Here is a 22,413-nt window from a genome sequence, read left to right on the forward strand (position 1 = left end):
GATTACACCCCTTCAGCGACATAGCGGGCAATGATATCGCCCATTTCATCGGTACTGACCGCTGCCGTTCCCCGCGCTAAATCGCCGGTACGCACGCCTTCTTCTAATGCACGGTTGATCGCATTTTCAATCGCGGTTGCCGCGTTATCGGCATCCAGGCTGTAGCGCAGCAGCAGCGCCAGAGAGAGGATCTGCGCGATAGGGTTAGCGATATTTTTACCAGCGATATCCGGGGCTGAGCCACCTGCCGGTTCATACAGACCAAAACCTTGTTCATTGAGGCTGGCCGACGGCAGCATACCCATTGAACCCGTGATCATGGCGCATTCGTCAGACAGGATGTCGCCGAACAGGTTGGAGCACAGCAGAACGTCGAACTGGGACGGGTCTTTAATCAGCTGCATGGTGGCGTTGTCGATGTACATATGCGCCAGCTCAACGTCCGGGTATTCTTTGGCGACTTCGCTGACTACTTCGCGCCACAGAATGGATGACTGCAGAACGTTCGCTTTATCGATAGAAGTCACTTTATTACGACGTTTGCGCGCGGACTGAAACGCGATATGCGCGATGCGCTCGATTTCAAAGCGATGATAGACCTCGGTATCAAACGCTTTTTCGTGTTGACCGCTGCCTTCGCGGCCTTTCGGCTGGCCGAAGTAGATGCCGCCGGTTAATTCGCGGACGCACAGAATGTCGAAGCCGTTTGCCGCGATATCCGCGCGCAGCGGGCAAAACTCTTCCAGCCCCTGGTACAGCTTCGCCGGACGCAGGTTGCTGAACAGTTTGAAATGTTTACGCAACGGCAGCAGCGCGCCGCGCTCCGGCTGACCGGCCGGCGGCAGATGTTCCCATTTCGGGCCGCCTACGGAGCCGAACAGAATCGCATCGGCCTGCTCACAGCCTTCTACGGTTGCCTGCGGCAGCGGGGTGCCCTGACGGTCGATAGCGATGCCGCCGACGTCATACTGACTGGTGGTAATGCGCATATCAAAACGGTGACGAACGGCTTCCAGTACTTTCATCGCCTGGTTCATGACTTCCGGGCCAATGCCATCACCTGGCAAAACAGCAATATGGTAATTCTTCGACATTACACGGTTTCCTTCTTGTTCTCGTTATTTTGAGCTTTGCGTTGCAATTCTTTTTCGACTTCTGCTGCGCGCCAGATATTGTTCAGCACGTGAACCATGGCTTTCGCGGAGGATTCAACGATATCCGTCGCCAGACCAACGCCGTGGAAGCGACGACCGTTGTAGGTCACGACGATATCTACCTGACCCAGCGCGTCTTTGCCCTGACCTTTGGCGTTCAGGTCATATTTGACCAGCTCAACGTCATAGCCGGTGATACGGTTGATTGCCTGATAAATAGCGTCGACCGGACCGTTGCCGTTAGCGGCTTCCGCTTTGGTCTCTTCACCGCAGACCAGTTTTACCGAGGCCGTGGCGATATCGCTGGAGCCTGACTGCACGCTGAAGTAATCCAGGCGGAAATGCTCCGGCTCTTCCTGCTGTTTGTTGATGAACGCCAGCGCTTCCAGATCGTAATCAAAGACCTGGCCTTTTTTGTCTGCCAGCTTCAGGAATGCGTCGTAGAGGTGATCCATGTTGTAGTCGGTATCTTTGTAGCCCATCTCTTCCATACGGTGTTTCACTGCCGCACGGCCGGAGCGGGAAGTCAGGTTCAGCTGCACCTGATTCAGACCGATGGATTCCGGGGTCATGATTTCGTAGTTTTCGCGGTTCTTCAGCACGCCGTCCTGGTGGATACCGGAGGAGTGGGCGAAGGCGCCGGTGCCGACGATGGCTTTGTTCGCCGGGATCGGCATGTTGCAAATCTGGCTGACCGTCTGGCTGGTACGCCAGATTTCATTGTGATTAATGCCGGTGCGGACATTCATAATGTCTTTGCGCACCTTGATGGCCATAATCACTTCTTCCAGCGAACAGTTGCCCGCGCGCTCACCGATGCCGTTCATGGCGCCTTCGACCTGACGCGCGCCGGCGTGGACTGCAGCGATGGCGTTGCCGACGGCCAGACCTAAGTCGTCATGGGTGTGCACGGAGATGATGGCTTTGTCGATATTAGGGACGCGATCGTACAGGCCGGTAATGATGTTAGAGAACTCGAACGGCATGGTGTAGCCGACGGTGTCCGGGATATTAATCGTCGTGGCGCCGGCGTTGATGGCGGCTTCTACCACGCGCGCCAGATCGGCGATCGGCGTACGGCCCGCATCTTCACAGGAGAATTCGACGTCGTCGGTATAATTTCGTGCGCGTTTAATCATATAGATTGCGCGCTCGATGACCTCATCCAGGGTGCTACGCAGCTTGGTGGCGATGTGCATCGGCGAGGTGGCGATAAAAGTGTGAATGCGGAACGCTTCAGCGACTTTTAAGGATTCTGCCGCCACATCAATGTCTTTCTCGACGCAGCGGGCCAGGGCGCAGACGCGGCTGTTTTTGATGGTACGCGCGATGGTTTGTACGGACTCGAAGTCGCCAGGAGATGAGACCGGGAAGCCGACTTCCATCACATCAACGCCCATCCGCTCCAGGGCCATCGCAATCTGCAGCTTCTCTTTCACGCTCAGGCTGGCCTGTAACGCTTGCTCCCCGTCACGTAAGGTCGTATCGAAAATAATGACTTGCTGGCTCATGGTTTAGATCCTTAATCGGTGTCCTGGGCGCCTTGCTGACGAGCATAAAAAAACCCGCGCAATGGCGCGGGTTTTATAGTCTTGCTGGAAGATGACTTAACGCTGAACGTCGCCCAACAGCCTACCGCGCATAGTGGATGCGTTTAGTAGTAGTAGGCCGGTGAAACGAGTGGTGCGAATCATTGCGTCATGCTCCAGATGAAATCGATATGCTTTTAGAGTTACTGGATACGCGTTTTGATGTCAACCCCTGATAAAGAAAAACACCTGTTTTCTGTCGGGAGGTATTAGCTAATTGTGCTGGCGATCGCGCATTTTTGCCGACGATAGTATCAGGAGGTGAAGTTGTCAGGAATGAAAGTAAACGGGCCACCGCGATTCTGTTTCATCCGGGAGGGGAAAAACGTGAATAAGTGGGAGTGTATATCGAAATGAAGTCGCCAGATTTATTGATTTTATGAACATTTTGTCTTGAGAGCATGTGAATCATCAATGATAACAGAGTATTCATTTAAAACAGACGGCGAAATAATGTGTTAATCATACTTAAATTAAAGTTAATTGCGGTGGGTGTTGTTTGTTTTTGCTAATTATGAGTACACTTTACATTATCAAGTAACGGATAGGGTTTAAGTGAGTTAGGAATTTTCCCGATAATTTAGCGGATCTGGCTTCACTTATAATTTTGATAAATTCCTAAAATGCGCGCCTGCTCTTTTGTAAATGACATATGTATGGTAAATGATATTTCCTCTATTGATTGCCGCATTTTTAAAAGGGAATTAAACGTGATGGTGGAGCTGGATATGATAATTGAAAACTCTGAGAGGACACTCCCCTCCGGTGAGGAGGTCACCAAACCTCAGCTTAGAACGGTCGATCTTAATCTGCTTACCGTTTTTGATGCGGTAATGCAGGAACAAAATATTACGCGGGCGGCGCATTCGCTGGGGATGTCTCAGCCCGCGGTGAGCAATGCCGTAGCACGATTGAAAGTGATGTTTAACGATGAGCTGTTCGTGCGTTATGGGCGGGGGATCCAGCCGACGGCGCGTGCATTTCAGCTATTTGGCTCAATACGCCAGGCGCTGCAGCTGGTGCAAAATGAGTTACCGGGGTCCGATTTTGAACCGATAAGCAGCGAGCGCATTTTTAATCTATGCATTTGTAGCCCGTTAGATAACTATCTTACTTCGGTTATATTTAACAAAGTTAACGAAGTTGCACCGAATATTCATTTAATTTTTAAAGCATCACTTAATCAAAACACCGAACATCAATTACGCTATCAGGAAATAGAGTTTGTGGTTGGCTATGAGGAGTTTCGCCGCCCCGAGTTTGCCTGTGTGCCGTTGTTTAAAGATGAAATGATATTAGTCGCCAGCTGTAAACACCCGCGTATTTCCGGACCGGTAACGGAAGCAGATATTTATCGCGAAGAACATGCGGTTGTGGCTTTGGATCGCTATGCTTCGTTTAGCCTGCCCTGGTACAGCTCTGTCAATAAGCAGACGCAAATTGCGTATCAAGGGAATGCGATGGTCAGCGTACTTAATGTGGTATCACAAACCCATATGGTAGCCATTGCCCCGCGCTGGCTGGCGAGTGAGTATGCAGAAAAGCTGAACCTGCAATTATTGCCACTATCGCTAAAAGTGAATAACCGTACCTGTTTTCTTTCCTGGCATGAGGCTGCCGGAAGAGATAAAGGTCATCAGTGGATGCAAGATCTGCTGGTGCGAATTTGCCAGCGCTAAATATAGCTGTGCCTGAGCGGGAGCGGTCGCTCTCGCTTTATGTGATCAAAACCACAAAATATAGAATTTTATCCTGTTTGCCGCTCTCCGCCTGCGCGTGCAGCAAGTGAAAAATGGATGAATTTCTGTCATCAGACAATTTGTCCGAGTAATTTCAGCGCTCGCATCTTATTTATGAAGCTTTCAACCACGTTTCATATCAAATTCTTATCTTTTATTCTTTTGGTGGCTCACATACGCCTGAGGTCGCTAATTGCCTGCCCGTTGGCGAGCAGTTATGGTAAGAGCACGCAGTCCATTCACCTCAATGGCCAGGAGCCGATTCCTGGCATTGTGCGAACGCGCGGAAATTGAATTCTGCTGTCGTTAGAAACAATAAGCCTGGAGGCAAACCATGGAGATGTTGTCAGGAGCCGAGATGGTCGTCCAATCGCTTGTCGATCAGGGCGTCAAGCAAGTATTCGGTTACCCCGGAGGCGCGGTCCTCGATATCTATGATGCATTACATACCCTGGGGGGTATCGACCATATTCTGGTGCGCCACGAGCAGGCGGCGGTGCATATGGCGGACGGCCTTGCCCGAGCGACCGGGGAAGTAGGGGTTGTGCTGGTGACTTCGGGTCCGGGCGCGACCAATGCCATTACCGGTATTGCAACGGCATACATGGATTCTGTTCCGCTGGTAATTCTCTCCGGGCAGGTCGCGACTTCCCTGATTGGTTATGACGCCTTCCAGGAGTGCGATATGGTCGGCATCTCCCGGCCGGTGGTGAAACACAGTTTTCTGGTCAAGCAGACGGAAGATATTCCCGGCGTGCTGAAAAAAGCGTTCTGGCTGGCTGCCAGCGGGCGTCCGGGTCCGGTGGTTGTTGATTTACCAAAAGATATCCTTAATCCGGCGAACAAGTTGCCGTACGCGTGGCCGGATACCGTCAGCATGCGTTCTTACAATCCGACGACCAGTGGTCATAAAGGGCAAATTAAACGCGCTCTGCAGACGCTGGTAGCGGCAAAACATCCGGTGGTCTACGTCGGCGGCGGGGCGATTAACGCTGGATGTGAAGAACAGCTGCGCACCCTGGTAGAAAAACTGAATCTGCCGGTTGCGTCATCGCTGATGGGGCTCGGTGCGTTTCCGGCCACCCATTCCCAGGCGTTAGGTATGCTGGGGATGCATGGGACGTATGAAGCCAACATGACGATGCATCACTCCGATGTCATCTTTGCCGTCGGCGTGCGTTTTGACGATCGCACAACCAACAATCTGGCGAAGTACTGCCCGAATGCGACGGTGCTGCATATCGATATCGATCCGACCTCTATTTCGAAAACGGTGCCGGCGGATGTGCCGATCGTCGGCGATGCGCGTCAGGTACTGGATCAAATGCTTGAACTGCTGGAGCAGGAAGAAGCGCAGCAGCCGCTGGATGAGATCCGCGACTGGTGGCAGCAGATCGAGCAGTGGCGCGCGCGCCACTGCCTGCAATACGATACGCAAAGCGGCAAGATCAAACCGCAGGCCGTCATCGAGACTATCTGGCGCCTGACCAACGGCGATGCCTACGTCACCTCCGATGTGGGTCAGCACCAGATGTTTGCCGCCCTTTACTATCCTTTCGACAAGCCAAGACGTTGGATTAACTCAGGTGGTCTCGGCACGATGGGCTTCGGTTTGCCTGCTGCTCTCGGCGTGAAGATGGCCTTGCCGGAAGAAACGGTTGTTTGCGTGACCGGCGATGGCAGTATCCAGATGAATATTCAGGAGCTTTCCACTGCGCTGCAGTATGAGCTGCCGGTGCTGGTGTTGAATCTGAACAACCGCTACCTCGGGATGGTGAAGCAGTGGCAGGATATGATCTATTCCGGTCGCCATTCACAATCTTATATGGAGTCGCTACCGGATTTCGTCCGGCTTGCGGAAGCCTATGGGCACGTAGGGATTCGCATCAGCGAACCGCAGGAGCTGGAGTCTAAGCTGGCCGAAGCGCTGGAACAGGTGCGTAATCATCGTCTGGTGTTCGTTGATGTGACGGTGGACGGCAGCGAGCATGTGTATCCCATGCAGATCCGCGGCGGCGGCATGGATGAGATGTGGTTGAGCAAAACGGAGAGAACCTGATTATGCGCCGGATATTATCTGTATTACTGGAAAACGAATCAGGCGCTTTATCACGCGTCATCGGCCTTTTCGCCCAGCGCGGGTATAACATTGAAAGCCTGACGGTGGCCCCCACCGACGATCCGACGCTTTCGAGAATGACTATCCAGACCGTTGGCGATGAGAAAGCGATCGAGCAAATTGAAAAACAGCTGCACAAGCTGGTGGATGTCCTGCGTGTCAGCGAGCTGGGGCAGAATTCGCACGTTGAGCGTGAAATCATGCTGGTGAAAGTCCAGGCGAGCGGTTTTGGCCGTGAAGAGGTGAAGCGCAATACGGAGATTTTCCGCGGGCAAATCATCGATGTCACGCCGTCACTGTATACCGTCCAGCTGGTCGGGACCAGCGATAAACTGGACGCCTTTATTGCTTCGTTACGCGACGTTGCGCGGATTGTCGAAGTGGCACGCTCCGGTGTGGTAGGACTCTCGCGCGGCGATAAAATCATGCGCTGAGTCCCTGAAACTGACGTAAAAATAGCCCGACACAATCTGTCGGGTTATTTTTTTGCGAAATCGGTGGGAACTGTAGACAAAACCGGTTGCTGCGCTAACTATTCTGCGTTTAGATGTTATGAAAATGAATCCATAGCTGAAGAAAGGTTATGTTCTGTACTCATTACCCAAGGGGCAATTGTGAAACTGGATGAAATCGCCCGGCTGGCCGGTGTCTCGCGTACCACCGCTAGCTATGTGATTAACGGTAAAGCGAAACAGTACCGCGTCAGCGACAAAACGGTCGAAAAGGTGATGGCCGTCGTTCGTGAGCACAACTACCATCCGAATGCGGTCGCTGCCGGCTTGCGTGCAGGACGCACGCGTTCTATTGGTCTGGTGATTCCCGATCTGGAAAATACCAGCTATACCCGTATTGCTAACTATCTTGAGCGTCAGGCGCGCCAGCGCGGCTATCAGCTGCTGATCGCCTGTTCGGAAGATCAGCCTGACAACGAGATGCGCTGCATTGAGCATCTGCTACAGCGCCAGGTGGATGCCATTATCGTCTCGACGTCATTACCTCCTGAGCACCCGTTCTATCAGCGCTGGGCCAACGATCCTTTCCCGATTGTCGCCCTGGATCGCGCGCTCGATCGCGAGCACTTCACCAGCGTTGTTGGCGCCGATCAGGATGATGCCGAAATGCTGGCCGCTGAACTGCGCAAATTCCCGGGGGAAAACGTCCTGTATCTTGGCGCGCTACCGGAGCTGTCGGTCAGTTTCCTGCGTGAACAGGGTTTCCGTACCGCGTGGCATGACGATCCGCGTGAAGTGCAGTATCTGTACGCCAACAGCTTTGAACGCGAAGCGGCAGGGCAGCTGTTTGAGAAATGGCTGGAAACGCATCCAATGCCGCAGGCGCTGTTCACAACCTCATTTCCGCTGTTGCAGGGGGTGATGGATGTGACGCTGCGTCGGGAAGGGAAGCTGCCGTCCGAACTGGCTATTGCGACCTTCGGCGACAATGAGCTGCTCGATTTCCTGCAGTGTCCGGTACTGGCCGTGGCCCAGCGCCACCGCGATGTGGCGGAACGCGTGCTGGAAATTGTCCTCGCCAGCCTTGATGAGCCGCGTAAGCCAAAACCGGGGTTAAGCCGTATCCGTCGTAATTTGTATCGCCGGGGAAGTTTGAACCGTCGCTGATGCGCCAGGTTTTCGATCGCCGCATCGGCGTGTGTTGAAAAGCCGGAAAAGAGTGGCACGACTCGCCAGACGAAAGTCGTCTGGCGATAATCCGTACAAATTACCATAAAAAAGTAAATTTGAATCGCTTTCAGACAAATCCCTAAACTTCTTTACGCATTATTTTGTTTTATTCTGGAGTCGCCGCTTTCCGGCGCCCGTTAGCTATAAAAAAAGTTAAATCAGTCTTTATTTGTATTATTTTGTTACATTCATTAAGTTAATCGCTGAATTAACACTCATTTTACGGCTCATCACCCGGCCATCTCCCTGCACCCCGCGACAAGAGTGCTTCTCTGACGATAACAGGCACTGTTAACGGACATCATAATCGCCTAAAATGCCGCTCGCGTCGCAAACTGACACTTTATATTTTCCCACCGAAGATATTTTGTTGCTTTTAACTGTTACGAATTTGTTGGTTGTTTTCTTACACGTATTCATAGCGTTAATTTGCCTCGTTTGTTGATGATTATTTCATCAGGCCTAATATCGGCTGCAAATAATGGGTTTTTGAGCTTCGTTGGTATTCGTGCTGGCTTGACAAGCTTTTCCTCCGCTCCGTAAACTCCTTCTGGTGGGAATTTGTGGGTTAAAGTGGCGAAAAGGGGTGAGGCTGGCATGTTCCGTGGGGCAACGTTAGTCAATCTCGACAGCAAAGGCCGTCTGGCCGTACCGACGCGTTACCGCGACGGGCTGATCGAAGACGCTTCCGGTCAACTGGTTTGTACCATTGACATTCATCACCCGTGCCTGCTGCTTTACCCCTTGCCTGAATGGGAAATCATCGAGCAAAAATTGTCGCGTTTATCGAGCATGAATCCCGTTGAGCGGCGCGTCCAGCGTCTGCTTTTGGGTCATGCCAGCGAATGTCAGATGGATAATGCCGGGCGTCTCCTGATTGCGCCGGTGTTACGGCAGCATGCCGGGCTGACAAAAGAAGTGATGCTGGTCGGACAGTTCAATAAGTTTGAACTGTGGGATGAAACGACCTGGTATCAACGGGTCAAGGAAGATATCGACGCTGAGCAGTCGTCTACCGACGCGTTGTCGGAGCGTCTGCAGGATTTGTCTCTATAACATGATGGAAAATTTTAAACACACTACGGTACTTCTGGATGAAGCGGTTAACGGCCTGAATATTCGTCCGGATGGTATCTACATTGATGGGACCTTTGGTCGCGGTGGACACTCGCGCCTGATCCTTTCCCAACTGGGAGCGGAAGGACGCTTGCTGGCTATCGATCGCGATCCGCAGGCTATCGCCGTGGCGAAGACCATCGATGACCCTCGCTTTTCCATCGTACATGGACCTTTCTCTGCGCTGGCTGATTATGTTAGTGAGCGCGGACTAACTGGCAAGATCGACGGTATTCTTCTCGATCTTGGTGTCTCTTCACCTCAGCTTGATGACGCAGAGCGTGGCTTCTCGTTTATGCGCGATGGTCCGCTGGATATGCGTATGGACCCCACACGCGGCCAGTCTGCCGCCGAGTGGCTTCAGACGGCGGACGAAGCGGATATCGCCTGGGTGATTAAAACCTTCGGCGAAGAGCGCTTCGGTAAGCGTATTGCGCGCGCCATCGTCGAGCGTAACCGTATCGAGCCCATGACCCGCACGAAAGAGCTGGCGGAAGTGGTGACGGCGGCGACGCCGGTGAAGGACAAATTCAAACATCCCGCGACCCGTACCTTCCAGGCGGTGCGCATCTGGGTGAACAGTGAACTGGAGGAGATAGAGCAGGCGCTAAAAAGCTCGCTCAGCGTGCTGGCCCCGGGCGGGCGGCTTTCGATCATCAGTTTCCACTCGCTGGAAGACCGTATTGTGAAGCGCTTCATGCGTGAGCAAAGCCGCGGTCCGCAGGTTCCGGCCGGGTTACCGATGACCGAAGAGCAGCTCAAAAAACTGGGTGGCCGTGAGTTGCGAGCACTAGGCAAGTTGATGCCGGGCGAAGAAGAGGTGGCAGAGAATCCACGGGCCCGTAGTTCAGTTCTGCGCATTGCAGAGAGGACGAACGCATGATCGGCAGAGTGACAGAAGCCTTAAGCAAAGTTAAAGGATCGTTAGGAAGCAACGAGCGCCATGCCTTGCCTGGCGTCATCGGGGACGATCTTCTGCGGTTTGGGAAGCTGCCACTCTGCCTGTTCATTTGCATCATCATTACGGCGATTACCGTGGTGACGACGGCTCACCATACCCGTCTGTTAACCGCGCAGCGTGAACAACTGGTTCTGGAACGTGACGCGCTGGATATTGAATGGCGAAACCTGATCCTCGAAGAGAACGCGCTCGGCGATCATAGTCGGGTTGAGCGGATCGCGACCGAGAAGTTGCAGATGCAACACGTCGATCCATCACAAGAAAATATCGTTGTACAAAAATAAGGATTATTGCGACGCATGAAAGCAGCGCCGAAAACGCTAAAACCAAAACGTCAGGAAGAACAGGCCAGCTTTATTAGCTGGCGTTTTGCGTTGCTGTGCGGGTGTATTTTAATCGCGCTGTGTTTCCTGCTGGGCCGCGTGGCCTGGCTACAGGTGATCAGCCCGGACATGCTGGTTCGTCAGGGTGATATGCGTTCTTTACGCGTGCAGGAAGTCTCCACCGCCCGCGGAATGATTACTGACCGCTCCGGCCGCCCGCTGGCGGTGAGTGTGCCGGTGAAGGCTATCTGGGCGGACCCGAAAGAGCTGCATGATGCCGGCGGTGTGACCCTCGATAACCGCTGGAAGGCATTGGCCGATGCGTTAAACATGCCGCTGGATCAGCTGGCATCGCGCATCAACACCAACCCGAGAATGCGTTTTATCTATCTGGCGCGTCAGGTCAACCCTGATATGGCGGATTACATCAAGAAGCTGAAGCTGCCAGGGATACACATGCGCGAAGAGTCGCGCCGTTACTATCCGTCAGGTGAAGTTACCGCTCACCTCATTGGCTTCACTAACGTGGATAGCCAGGGGATTGAAGGGGTCGAGAAGAGCTTTGATAAATGGCTGACCGGCCAACCCGGCGAACGTATCGTGCGTAAAGACCGCTATGGCCGCGTTATTGAAGATATCTCCTCTACCGACAGCCAGGCCGCGCACAATCTGGCGTTGAGTATCGATGAACGCCTGCAGGCGTTGGTTTACCGCGAACTGAATAATGCCGTGGCGTTTAACAAAGCGGAATCGGGGAGTGCGGTCCTGGTCGATGTCAGCACTGGCGAAGTGCTGGCGATGGCGAACAGCCCCTCCTATAACCCGAATAATTTCTCCGGTACGGCGAAAGACATCATGCGTAACCGCGCCATCACCGACGTGTTTGAACCGGGTTCGACGGTCAAACCAATGGTGGTGATGACGGCGCTGCAGCGCGGCATTGTGAACGAAAATACCGTGCTGAATACCATTCCTTACCGTATTAACGGCCACGAGATCAAAGACGTGGCGCGCTATAGCGAATTGACCCTGACCGGGGTATTACAGAAGTCGAGTAACGTCGGTGTCTCCAAACTGGCGTTAGCGATGCCGTCCTCAGCGTTAGTAGATACTTACTCACGTTTTGGGCTGGGAAAAGCGACCAATTTGGGGTTGGTCGGAGAACGCAGTGGCTTATATCCTCAAAAACAACGGTGGTCTGACATAGAGAGGGCCACCTTTTCTTTCGGCTACGGGCTAATGGTAACGCCGTTACAGTTAGCGCGAGTCTATGCCACGATCGGCAGCTATGGCATCTATCGCCCGCTGTCGATTACCAAAGTTGATCCACCGGTTCCCGGTGAGCGCGTGTTCCCGGAACCTCTCGTTCGTACCGTCGTGCATATGATGGAAAGCGTGGCGCTGCCCGGCGGTGGCGGCGTGAAGGCGGCCATTAAAGGCTACCGCATTGCGATCAAAACCGGTACGGCGAAGAAAGTGGGGCCAGATGGCCGCTACATCAACAAATATATTGCTTACACCGCAGGCGTTGCGCCCGCCAGCCACCCGCGTTTTGCGCTGGTGGTGGTGATCAACGACCCGCAGGCGGGTAAATACTACGGCGGCGCCGTTTCCGCTCCGGTCTTCGGTGCCATCATGGGCGGCGTACTGCGCACCATGAACATCGAGCCGGATGCATTGGCAACGGGCGAAAAAAGTGAATTTGTGATTAATCAAGGCGAGGGAACAGGTGGCAGATCGTAATTTGCGCGACCTTCTCGCTCCGTGGGTGCCAAATGCGCCGGAGCGAATTCTGCGAGAGATGACGCTGGACAGCCGGGTGGCTGCTTCCGGCGATCTCTTTGTCGCGGTATTAGGTCATCAGGCGGACGGGCGTCGTTATATCCCGCAGGCGATAGCGCAAGGTGTTGCTGCCATTATTGCAGAGGCCAAAGATGAGGCTGCTGACGGCGAAATCCGTGAAATGCACGGCGTGCCGGTCATTTATCTCAGCCAGCTCAACGAGCGCTTATCCGCGCTGGCCGGGCGTTTTTACCATCAGCCTTCCGGGCAAATGCGCCTGATTGGCGTCACCGGTACCAACGGTAAAACCACGACCACGCAACTGCTGGCGCAGTGGGCCAACTTGCTTGGTGAAACCAGTGCGGTGATGGGAACGGTCGGCAACGGTCTGCTGGACAAGGTTATTCCGACGGAAAATACCACCGGTTCTGCAGTCGATGTCCAGCACGTGCTTTCTGGCCTGGCAGGGCAGGGCGCTACCTTCGCGGCCATGGAAGTCTCTTCCCACGGTCTGGTTCAGCACCGCGTAGCGGCGCTGCAATTTGCCGCCTCGGTCTTTACTAACCTGAGCCGCGATCACCTGGATTATCACGGTGATATGGAACATTACGAAGCGGCAAAATGGCTGCTTTATTCCACCCATCATTGCGGACAGGCTATCGTCAACGCCGATGATGAAGTGGGCCGCCGCTGGCTGGCGAAGCTGCCGGACGCGGTTGCCGTCTCGATGGAAGATCACATTAACCCGAACTGTCACGGCCGCTGGCTGAAGGCTACGGCGGTGAACTACCACGATAGCGGGGCAACCATTCAGTTTGATTCCAGCTGGGGCAAGGGCGAAGTTGAAAGCCGTCTGATGGGCGCCTTTAACGTTAGCAACCTGCTGCTGGCGCTAGCCACACTGCTGGCGCTGGGCTATCCGCTGGCTGAGCTGCTGAAAACCGCGGCTCGACTGCAGCCGGTCTGCGGCCGTATGGAAGTGTTCAGCGCGCCGGGCAAACCGACCGTGGTGGTGGATTATGCCCATACTCCGGATGCGCTGGAAAAAGCGTTACAGGCGGCACGTCTGCATTGTAACGGCAAGCTGTGGTGCGTCTTCGGCTGCGGCGGTGACCGCGATAAGGGCAAACGCCCGCTGATGGGCGCCATCGCCGAAGAATTTGCCGATATTGTTGTCGTGACCGATGACAACCCGCGTACCGAAGAACCGCGCGCCATCATCAACGATATCCTCGCTGGTATGGTTGATGCCGGACATGCGAAGGTCAAAGAAGGCCGGGCTGAAGCGGTGACGAACGCCGTGATGCAGGCTGCCGAGGGGGATGTCGTACTGGTCGCGGGCAAAGGTCATGAGGATTACCAGATTGTTGGCAATCGCCGTCTTGACTACTCCGATCGCGTCACCGTCGCCCGTCTGCTGGGAGCGGTAGCATGATTCGCTTGATGTTAAGCCAGCTCGCCGACGTGACGCGTGGCGAACTGCAGGGTCGCGATCTGGCCATCGATGAGGTCACGTCGGATACCCGTAAGATCACGGCAGGCTGCCTGTTCGTTGCCTTAAAGGGCGAGCGTTTTGATGCTCACGATTTCGCGGAGCAGGCGAAACAAGCCGGCGCCGGCGCGCTGCTGGTCAGCCGTCAGCTGGAGTGTGATTTACCTCAGGTAGTGGTGAAAGATACCCGCCTGGCCTTTGGCGAGCTGGCGGCGTGGGTTCGCCAACAGGTGCCGACCCGCGTTGTGGCGCTGACCGGTTCTTCCGGGAAAACCTCGGTCAAAGAGATGACCGCAGCGATTCTCGGCCAGTGCGGCAATACGCTCTATACCGCCGGCAACCTGAATAACGATATCGGCGTGCCGATGACGCTGCTGCGTCTGACCAAAGAGCACCAGTATGCGGTTATCGAGCTTGGGGCGAACCACCAGGGCGAAATTGCCTGGACCGTCAGCCTGACGCGCCCGGAAGCCGCCCTGGTCAACAATCTGGCTGCCGCTCACCTTGAAGGCTTCGGTTCCCTCGCGGGCGTCGCGAAAGCGAAGGGCGAAATCTTTACCGGCCTGCCGGAAAACGGCATTGCCATCCTGAATGCGGACAATAACGACTGGCTGAACTGGCAAAGCGTGATTGGCGCACGCAAGGTATGGCGTTTCTCGCCGAATGCGGCCAACAGCGATTTTGCGGCTACCCAGATTCATGTTACCAGCCACGGGACAGAATTTACGCTGCAAACCCCGATGGGGAACGTGGATGTTCTGCTGCCGCTGCCGGGTCGCCACAATATCGCTAACGCGCTGGCGGCTGCCTCGTTGGCTATGGCGGTGGGCGCCGACTTAAATGCGGTGAAAGCCGGTCTGGCGCAGCTGAAAGCGGTGCCGGGACGGCTGTTCCCCATTACGCTCGCCGAAAATCAGCTGCTGCTTGATGATTCCTACAATGCCAACGTCGGTTCAATGACCGCCGCGGTGCAGGTGTTGTCCGAGATGCCGGGCTACCGGGTGCTGGTCGTCGGCGATATGGCCGAGCTGGGTACGGAAAGCGCAGCGTGCCATCGTCAGGTTGGCGAAGCGGCAAAAGCGGCAGGGCTTGACCGCGTACTCAGCACCGGCGTGCTGAGTGCAGAGATTAGCCGCGCCAGCGGCGTGGGCGAGCATCTCAGCGATAAAGCATCGCTGGTGGCTCGGCTCCGTGAGCTGACGGCGGAACACAAGATCATCACCATTTTAGTGAAGGGTTCACGTAGTGCCGCCATGGAAGAGGTAGTACGCGCATTACAGGAGAATGGAACATGTTAGTATGGCTGGCCGAACATCTGGTCAAATATTATTCCGGCTTTAACGTCTTTTCCTATCTGACGTTTCGCGCCATCGTCAGCCTGCTGACCGCGCTGTTCATCTCTTTGTGGATGGGCCCGCGCATGATCGCCCGTCTGCAAAAACTCTCCTTCGGTCAGGTCGTTCGTAGCGACGGCCCGGAATCGCACTTCAGCAAGAAAGGCACCCCAACCATGGGCGGGATCATGATCCTGACCGCCATTGTGGTCTCTGTCCTGCTGTGGGCCTATCCGTCCAACCCCTACGTATGGTGTGTTCTGACCGTGCTGATAGGCTACGGCATTATCGGTTTCGTCGATGACTACCGTAAGGTCGTGCGTAAAGACACCAAAGGGTTGATCGCCCGCTGGAAGTACTTCTGGATGTCGGTGATTGCGCTGGGCGTTGCGTTTGCGCTGTATATGGCCGGTAAAGATACGCCAGCGACCCAGCTGGTTGTACCGTTCTTTAAAGACATCATGCCTCAGCTGGGGCTGTTGTACATTCTGCTGGCCTACTTCGTGATTGTCGGTACCGGCAATGCGGTCAACCTGACCGATGGTCTTGATGGCCTGGCGATTATGCCGACCGTATTTGTGGCGGCGGGCTTCGCGCTGGTGGCGTGGGCAACGGGCAACATGAACTTTGCCAACTATCTGCATATCCCTTATCTGCGCCACGCCGGGGAACTGGTCATCGTCTGTACGGCGATCGTGGGCGCGGGTCTCGGTTTTCTGTGGTTCAACACCTACCCGGCACAGGTCTTTATGGGCGATGTCGGTTCCCTGGCCCTCGGCGGCGCGCTGGGCATCATTGCCGTGCTGCTGCGTCAGGAGTTCCTGCTGGTGATTATGGGTGGCGTATTCGTGGTGGAGACTCTGTCGGTTATTTTGCAGGTCGGTTCCTTCAAGCTGCGCGGTCAGCGCATCTTCCGTATGGCGCCGATTCACCACCACTATGAACTGAAGGGCTGGCCGGAGCCGCGCGTTATCGTGCGCTTCTGGATTATTTCGCTGATGCTGGTGCTGATTGGCCTGGCGACGCTGAAGGTACGTTAATCATGGCAGATTATCAGGGTAAAAAAGTCGTCATTATTGGCCTGGGAATGACCGGGCTGTCATGCGTGGACTTTTTCATAGCGCGCGGCGTGACGCCGCGCGTGATGGATACCCGCGTCGCGCCTTCCGGGCTGGAGAAGCTACCGGAAGAGGTAGAACGCTACGTGGGGGGCCTGAATGAAGACTGGCTGCTGGCAGCGGATCTGATTGTGGCAAGCCCTGGTATCGCGCTGGCGCATCCTGCGCTGAGCGCAGCGGCGGATGCTGGCGTGGAAATCGTCGGTGACATTGAGCTGTTCTGCCGCGAAGCGCAGGCACCGATTATCGCTATTACCGGTTCGAACGGGAAAAGCACCGTGACGACGCTGGTAGGCGAGATGGCAAAAGCGGCCGGCATGAATGTCGGCGTTGGCGGCAATATCGGCCTGCCGGCGCTGATGTTACTCGATGCGGACCGCGAACTGTACGTTCTGGAGCTCTCCAGCTTCCAGCTGGAAACCACCTCCAGTCTGCGGGCGGTGGCCGCAACGATCCTCAACGTGACCGAGGATCATATGGACCGTTACCCGCTGGGTCTGCAGCAGTATCGTGCGGCCAAACTGCGGGTGTATGAAAATGCGAAAACCTGCATTGTGAATGCCGATGATGGGCTGACGATGCCGGTACGCGGCGCCGATGAGCGTTGCATCAGCTTCGGCGTTGATGTCGGCGACTATCACCTTAACCGCCAGCAGGGAGAAACCTGGCTGCGAGTGAAAGGTGAGAAGATCCTGAACGTCAAAGAGATGCACATCACCGGGCAACACAACTACAGCAACGCGCTGGCTGCATTGGCTCTGGCTGATGCTGCCGGTCTGCCGCGGGCCAGCAGTCTCAAGGCGCTGACCACCTTTACCGGTCTGGCGCATCGTTTCCAGCTGGTGCTGGATCATAACGGCGTGCGTTGGATCAACGATTCCAAAGCCACCAACGTCGGCAGTACCGAAGCGGCGCTGAACGGGCTGCATCTGGACGGTACCCTGTATCTGCTGCTGGGTGGCGATGGGAAATCCGCTGATTTCACGCCGCTGAAGCGTTATCTGGCAGGCGACAATATCTGCCTGTACTGCTTCGGTCGCGATGGCGAGCAGCTGGCGGCACTGCGCCCGGAAGTGGCGACGCAAACCGGGACGATGGAAGAGGCGATGCGCCAGATTGCCCCGCTGCTAAAGTCGGGCGATATGGTGCTGTTATCGCCAGCCTGTGCCAGCCTCGATCAGTTTAAGAGTTTCGAACAACGGGGCGATGTCTTTGCCCGCCTGGCGAAGGAGTTAGGTTGATGCGTTTATCCCTCCCGCGCCTGAAAATGCCTCAGTGGAGACTGCCGCGCCTGCCGGGGATGTTTATCTTCGCCTGGCTGTTTGCGGCGTTGAAAGGCTGGGTGATGGGCTCGCGGCAGAAAGATAACGATAGCCTGGTTATGTATGACCGGATGCTGTTGTGGTTGACGCTTGGCCTGGCCGCCGTAGGTTTCATTATGGTGACCTCGGCTTCCATGCCGGTAGGGCAGCGGTTGGCCAACGATCCTTTTCTGTTCGCCAAGCGCGACGGGTTATACATTCTTCTGGCGCTGGGCCTGGCTCTCGTGACGCTGCGTCTGCCGATGGAGTTCTGGCAGCGGCACAGTACGGCAATGTTGATTGCCTCGATCGTCATGTTGCTGATCGTCCTGGTTGTCGGTAGCTCGGTAAACGGGGCATCGCGCTGGATTGCATTGGGTCCGCTGCGTATTCAGCCTGCGGAATTTACCAAGCTGTCGCTGTTTTGCTACATCGCCAACTACCTGGTGCGTAAAGGCGATGAGGTCCGGAATAACCTGCGCGGCTTCTTAAAGCCGATGGGCGTGATTTTCGTGCTGGCCATTCTGCTGCTGGCGCAGCCGGACCTCGGTACGGTAGTGGTGTTGTTCGTCACCACCCTGGCGATGCTGTTTCTCGGCGGTGCCAAGCTGTGGCAGTTCATTGCCATTATCGGCATGGGGATCTCGGCGGTGGTGCTGCTGATACTTGCCGAACCGTACCGTATTCGCCGCGTAACGTCTTTCTGGAACCCGTGGGAAGACCCGTTTGGCAGCGGTTACCAGCTGACTCAGTCGCTGATGGCTTTCGGCCGCGGCGAAATGTGGGGGCAGGGCTTAGGCAACTCGGTACAGAAACTGGAGTATTTACCGGAAGCGCATACCGATTTCATCTTCGCCATTATCGGCGAAGAACTCGGTTATATCGGTGTGGTACTGGCCCTATTAATGGTATTCTTCGTCGCCTTTCGCGCCATGTCGATTGGGCGTAAGGCGCTGGAGATTGATCATCGCTTTTCCGGCTTCCTGGCCTGCGCCATTGGAATCTGGTTTAGCTTCCAGGCGCTGGTTAACGTCGGGGCGGCGGCGGGCATGCTGCCCACGAAAGGCCTGACGCTGCCGCTTATCAGTTACGGCGGTTCCAGTTTGCTGATTATGTCGACGGCCATCATGTTGCTGTTGCGAATTGATTATGAAACGCGTCTGGAAAAAGCCCAGGCGTTTACACGGGGTGTTCGATGAGCGGTCAGGAAAAGCGGCTAATGGTGATGGCGGGCGGTACCGGTGGACATGTGTTCCCGGGGCTGGCGGTCGCGCACCATTTAATGGATCTGGGCTGGCAGGTTCGCTGGCTCGGTACCGCCGATCGTATGGAAGCGGATTTAGTGCCGAAGCACGGCATTGAAATTGATTTTATCCGTATATCCGGCCTGCGCGGTAAAGGGCTGAAAGCGCTGCTGTTAGCACCGGTGCGGATCTTCAACGCCTGGCGTCAGGCGCGGGCGATCATGAAGCGTTTCCAGCCGGATGTTGTGCTGGGGATGGGTGGTTACGTTTCCGGCCCTGGCGGTCTGGCGGCCTGGTCGCTGGGTATCCCGGTGGTGCTGCATGAACAGAATGGCATTGCGGGCCTGACAAACAAATGGCTGGCAAAGATCGCGAAGAAGGTGCTGCAGGCGTTCCCAGGTGCGTTTCCGCATGCTGACGTGGTGGGCAACCCGGTGCGTACTGATGTGCTTGCGCTGCCGTTACCGGAACAGCGTCTGGTCGGGCGCCAGGGGGCGATTCGCGTGCTGGTGGTGGGGGGCTCGCAGGGGGCTCGCGTGCTGAACCAGACGATGCCGCAGGTGGCGGGGAAACTGGGCGCGGCGGTCACTATCTGGCATCAAAGCGGGAAAGGCGGCCAGCAGACGGTGCAGCAGGCCTATGCGGATGCCGGGCAGCCGCAGCATAAAGTGACTGAATTTATTGATGACATGGCGGCGGCGTATGCCTGGGCCGATGTTGTTGTGTGTCGTTCCGGTGCCCTGACGGTAAGTGAAATTGCCGCAGCAGGTTTACCGGCGTTGTTTGTGCCGTTTCAGCACAAGGATCGTCAGCAGTACTGGAATGCACTGCCGCTGGAGAAAGCGGGTGCAGCGAAAATTCTCGAACAGCCTCAGTTCACCGTCGATGCCGTCGTGCAGACGCTGGCTGGCTGGGATCGGGAAACGCTGCTGGATATGGCGGAACGAGCGCGTAGAGCCTCGATTCCGGATGCTACCGAACGGGTAGCAGAAGAAGTGAGCGCTGCAGCACTGGCGCGCTAATCGCGGTGAATCTCACCGCCCGTATAAAGAAGTTGATGGCGTAAAGAATGAATACACAAGATCTGGCGAAACTGCGTTCCATAGTGCCCGAGATGCGTCGCGTCCGGCATATTCACTTTGTTGGCATCGGTGGTGCCGGTATGGGCGGTATTGCCGAAGTTCTGGCTAACGAAGGCTACCAGATTAGCGGTTCCGACCTGGCGCCGAATCCGGTAACGCAGCAGCTGTCGCAACTTGGCGCCACGATCTATTTCAATCATCGCCCGGAAAACGTTCGCGATGCGAGCGTGGTCGTCGTTTCCAGCGCAATCTCTGCGGAAAACCCGGAGATTGTTGCCGCGCATGAAGCGCGTATTCCGGTCATTCGTCGCGCGGAAATGCTGGCGGAGCTGATGCGTTTTCGTCATGGCATCGCGATTGCCGGCACCCACGGCAAGACCACGACCACGGCGATGGTCTCCAGTATTTATGCAGAAGCAGGTCTTGATCCCACCTTCGTCAACGGTGGACTGGTCAAAGCGGCAGGCGTTCACGCCCGCCTCGGGCATAGCCGCTATCTGATTGCGGAAGCGGATGAGAGCGATGCATCGTTCCTGCATTTGCAGCCGATGGTCGCCATTGTGACCAATATCGAAGCCGATCACATGGATACCTATCATGGCGACTTTGAGAATCTGAAGCAGACCTTTATTAACTTTCTGCACAACCTGCCGTTCTATGGCCGCGCGGTGATGTGCGTCGATGATCCGGTGATTCGTGAACTGCTGCCGCGCGTTGGCCGTCAGATAACCACCTACGGTTTTAGCGAAGATGCCGACGTGCGCGTAGAGGATTATCGTCAGGTTGGCGCCCAGGGCCACTTCCGCCTGGTTCGTCAGGATAAAGAGGTGCTGCAGGTGACCCTGAATGCGCCCGGTCGTCATAACGCGCTGAACGCGGCGGCGGCGGTTGCGGTCGCGACGGAAGAGGGCATTGATGACAGCGCGATCCTGCGGGCGCTGGAAAGTTTCCAGGGAACCGGCCGTCGCTTTGATTTTCTCGGTGAATATCCGCTGGCAGAGGTTAATGGCAAAAGCGGCAGCGCGATGCTGATCGATGACTATGGTCATCACCCGACAGAAGTGGATGCCACGATCAAAGCGGCGCGCGCCGGCTGGCCGGATAAAAATCTGGTGATGTTATTCCAGCCACACCGCTTCACCCGTACGCGCGATCTGTATGACGATTTCGCTAACGTGCTGACGCAGGTTGATGCGCTGCTGATGCTGGACGTTTATTCCGCCGGTGAAGCGCCGATTCCTGGCGCCGACAGCCGTTCGCTGTGCCGTACGATTCGCGGTCGCGGCAAGGTAGATCCGATTCTGCTTTCCGATCCGGCACAGGCAGCGCAGATGCTGGCATCGGTGCTGACCGGCAATGACCTGATCCTGGTGCAGGGCGCGGGAAACATTGGAAAAATCGCCCGCCACCTGGCTGAAATCAAACTCGTGCCGCAAAAAACGGAGGAGGAGCGCCATGGCTGATAAAATCGCGGTTCTTTTCGGCGGTACCTCTGCTGAGCGCGAAGTGTCGCTCAATTCAGGGACTGCGGTACTGGCAGGTCTGCGTGAAGCTGGCGTGGATGCGCACCCTGTCGATCCGCGCGACGTGGATGTTACCCAGCTGAAAGCGCTGGGCTTTAAGAAAGCGTTTATTGCGTTGCATGGTCGCGGTGGGGAAGATGGGACCTTGCAGGGGCTGCTGGAGCTGATTCAGTTGCCTTACACCGGCAGCGGCGTGATGGCGTCGGCGATCTCCATGGATAAAGTTCGCAGCAAATTGTTGTGGCAGGGCGCGGGATTACCGGTCGCTCCATGGGTTGCGCTGACGCGTGCGCAGTTCAATGCCGGCCTGTCTGCTGAAGTGGAACAGCAGATTGCCGCACTGGGTCTGCCACTGATTGTTAAACCGGCTTGCGAAGGTTCTAGCGTCGGCATGTCGAAAGTCAGCGAAAGTTGTGCATTACATAATGCATTGACGCTGGCTTTTCAGCATGATGAAGATGTTCTGATTGAGAAATGGCTTAGTGGGCCTGAATTCACCGTCGCTATCGTCGGTGAAGAAATTTTACCGTCAATTCGTATCCAGGTGGCTGGAACCTTCTATGATTATGAGGCGAAGTATCTCTCTGATGAGACGCAATATTTCTGCCCTGGTTGTGAAGATCCTGCCCGCGAGTCAGAAATTCAGGCCCTGGTCGTTAAAGCCTGGAATGTTCTCGGTTGTAAAGGTTGGGGACGTATTGACGTGATGCTGGACAGCGATGGCCAGTTTTATTTGCTGGAAGCAAATACATCCCCTGGCATGACCAGCCACAGCCTGGTGCCGATGGCGGCGCGTCAGGCCGGGATGAGCTTCTCGCAGCTTGTTGTTCGAATTCTGGACCTGGCGGGGTGAT

The 22,413-nt window shown here is 55.6% G+C and carries 19 protein-coding genes; 16 read left to right on the forward strand and 3 right to left on the reverse strand.

Annotated features, from left to right (window positions below):
• Nucleotides 1–2: 2 nt before the first annotated feature.
• The 3 genes from leuB to leuL all read right to left on the reverse strand — a co-directional run bounded on the left by leuB (nucleotide 3) and on the right by leuL (nucleotide 2,848).
• On the reverse strand, nucleotides 3–1,094 hold the full coding sequence (gene leuB, locus MC50_RS12520; RefSeq protein WP_032689491.1) for a 3-isopropylmalate dehydrogenase: 1,092 nt from the start codon (nucleotides 1,092–1,094) through the stop codon (nucleotides 3–5).
• Nucleotides 1,094–2,665, reverse strand: a complete 1,572-nt coding sequence (leuA, locus tag MC50_RS12525; RefSeq protein WP_032697254.1) for a 2-isopropylmalate synthase — start codon at nucleotides 2,663–2,665, stop codon at nucleotides 1,094–1,096. The genes leuB and leuA overlap by 1 nt, the downstream gene beginning before the upstream one ends.
• 96 nt (nucleotides 2,666–2,761) lie before the next feature.
• Entirely contained in the window at nucleotides 2,762–2,848 is an 87-nt protein-coding gene (leuL, locus tag MC50_RS12530) for a leu operon leader peptide (RefSeq protein ID WP_049267590.1), read from the reverse strand.
• A gap of 605 nt (nucleotides 2,849–3,453) precedes the next feature.
• Between leuL and leuO the strand changes: the two genes are divergently transcribed.
• From leuO to MC50_RS12615, 16 genes are all read left to right on the forward strand, one after another.
• The gene (leuO, locus tag MC50_RS12535; RefSeq protein ID WP_099973374.1) at nucleotides 3,454–4,422 is read left to right on the forward strand and encodes a transcriptional regulator LeuO; all 969 of its coding nucleotides are present in this window, start codon (nucleotides 3,454–3,456) and stop codon (nucleotides 4,420–4,422) included.
• Nucleotides 4,423–4,816: 394 nt separating this feature from the next.
• Entirely contained in the window at nucleotides 4,817–6,541 is a 1,725-nt protein-coding gene (gene ilvI / locus MC50_RS12540; protein ID WP_032689489.1) for an acetolactate synthase 3 large subunit, read from the forward strand.
• A 2-nt stretch (nucleotides 6,542–6,543) separates the two neighbouring features.
• Complete coding sequence (ilvN, locus tag MC50_RS12545; RefSeq protein ID WP_004857843.1) at nucleotides 6,544–7,035, forward strand: acetolactate synthase small subunit; 492 nt, start codon at nucleotides 6,544–6,546, stop codon at nucleotides 7,033–7,035.
• 180 nt (nucleotides 7,036–7,215) lie between these two features.
• On the forward strand, nucleotides 7,216–8,220 hold the full coding sequence (cra, locus tag MC50_RS12550; protein WP_032689488.1) for a catabolite repressor/activator: 1,005 nt from the start codon (nucleotides 7,216–7,218) through the stop codon (nucleotides 8,218–8,220).
• A gap of 660 nt (nucleotides 8,221–8,880) precedes the next feature.
• A complete protein-coding gene (mraZ, locus tag MC50_RS12560) occupies nucleotides 8,881–9,339 on the forward strand; it encodes a division/cell wall cluster transcriptional repressor MraZ (RefSeq protein ID WP_004857850.1) in 459 nt (152 codons plus the stop codon).
• A gap of 1 nt (nucleotide 9,340) precedes the next feature.
• Nucleotides 9,341–10,282 (forward strand): 16S rRNA (cytosine(1402)-N(4))-methyltransferase RsmH, encoded by a 942-nt coding sequence (rsmH, locus tag MC50_RS12565; RefSeq protein WP_004857852.1) that lies wholly within the window; start codon nucleotides 9,341–9,343, stop codon nucleotides 10,280–10,282.
• Nucleotides 10,279–10,644 (forward strand): cell division protein FtsL, encoded by a 366-nt coding sequence (gene ftsL / locus MC50_RS12570; protein ID WP_004857854.1) that lies wholly within the window; start codon nucleotides 10,279–10,281, stop codon nucleotides 10,642–10,644. Before rsmH ends, ftsL begins: the two co-directional genes overlap by 4 nt.
• Before the next feature lie 15 nt (nucleotides 10,645–10,659).
• Nucleotides 10,660–12,426 (forward strand): peptidoglycan glycosyltransferase FtsI, encoded by a 1,767-nt coding sequence (locus MC50_RS12575; RefSeq protein ID WP_032689487.1) that lies wholly within the window; start codon nucleotides 10,660–10,662, stop codon nucleotides 12,424–12,426.
• A complete protein-coding gene (gene murE, locus MC50_RS12580; protein ID WP_072000033.1) occupies nucleotides 12,413–13,900 on the forward strand; it encodes a UDP-N-acetylmuramoyl-L-alanyl-D-glutamate--2,6-diaminopimelate ligase in 1,488 nt (495 codons plus the stop codon). Before MC50_RS12575 ends, murE begins: the two co-directional genes overlap by 14 nt.
• A complete protein-coding gene (gene murF / locus MC50_RS12585; RefSeq protein WP_032689485.1) occupies nucleotides 13,897–15,255 on the forward strand; it encodes a UDP-N-acetylmuramoyl-tripeptide--D-alanyl-D-alanine ligase in 1,359 nt (452 codons plus the stop codon). The genes murE and murF overlap by 4 nt, the downstream gene beginning before the upstream one ends.
• A complete protein-coding gene (mraY, locus tag MC50_RS12590) occupies nucleotides 15,249–16,331 on the forward strand; it encodes a phospho-N-acetylmuramoyl-pentapeptide-transferase (protein WP_004857865.1) in 1,083 nt (360 codons plus the stop codon). Before murF ends, mraY begins: the two co-directional genes overlap by 7 nt.
• A gap of 2 nt (nucleotides 16,332–16,333) precedes the next feature.
• Entirely contained in the window at nucleotides 16,334–17,650 is a 1,317-nt protein-coding gene (gene murD / locus MC50_RS12595; RefSeq protein ID WP_032698164.1) for a UDP-N-acetylmuramoyl-L-alanine--D-glutamate ligase, read from the forward strand.
• Nucleotides 17,650–18,909 (forward strand): cell division protein FtsW, encoded by a 1,260-nt coding sequence (ftsW, locus tag MC50_RS12600; protein ID WP_004857870.1) that lies wholly within the window; start codon nucleotides 17,650–17,652, stop codon nucleotides 18,907–18,909. The genes murD and ftsW overlap by 1 nt, the downstream gene beginning before the upstream one ends.
• Nucleotides 18,906–19,976 carry an undecaprenyldiphospho-muramoylpentapeptide beta-N-acetylglucosaminyltransferase gene (gene murG, locus MC50_RS12605; protein ID WP_032689483.1) on the forward strand — a complete coding sequence of 357 codons (1,071 nt, stop codon included), beginning with the start codon at nucleotides 18,906–18,908 and terminating at the stop codon, nucleotides 19,974–19,976. The genes ftsW and murG overlap by 4 nt, the downstream gene beginning before the upstream one ends.
• Before the next feature lie 47 nt (nucleotides 19,977–20,023).
• Entirely contained in the window at nucleotides 20,024–21,499 is a 1,476-nt protein-coding gene (murC, locus tag MC50_RS12610; RefSeq protein ID WP_032689482.1) for a UDP-N-acetylmuramate--L-alanine ligase, read from the forward strand.
• Complete coding sequence (locus tag MC50_RS12615; RefSeq protein ID WP_032689481.1) at nucleotides 21,492–22,412, forward strand: D-alanine--D-alanine ligase; 921 nt, start codon at nucleotides 21,492–21,494, stop codon at nucleotides 22,410–22,412. The genes murC and MC50_RS12615 overlap by 8 nt, the downstream gene beginning before the upstream one ends.
• Nucleotide 22,413: the final 1 nt, after the last annotated feature.

Source organism: Klebsiella planticola, from assembly GCF_000783935.2.
In the GTDB taxonomy this organism is placed as follows: Bacteria; Pseudomonadota; Gammaproteobacteria; order Enterobacterales; family Enterobacteriaceae; genus Klebsiella; species Klebsiella planticola.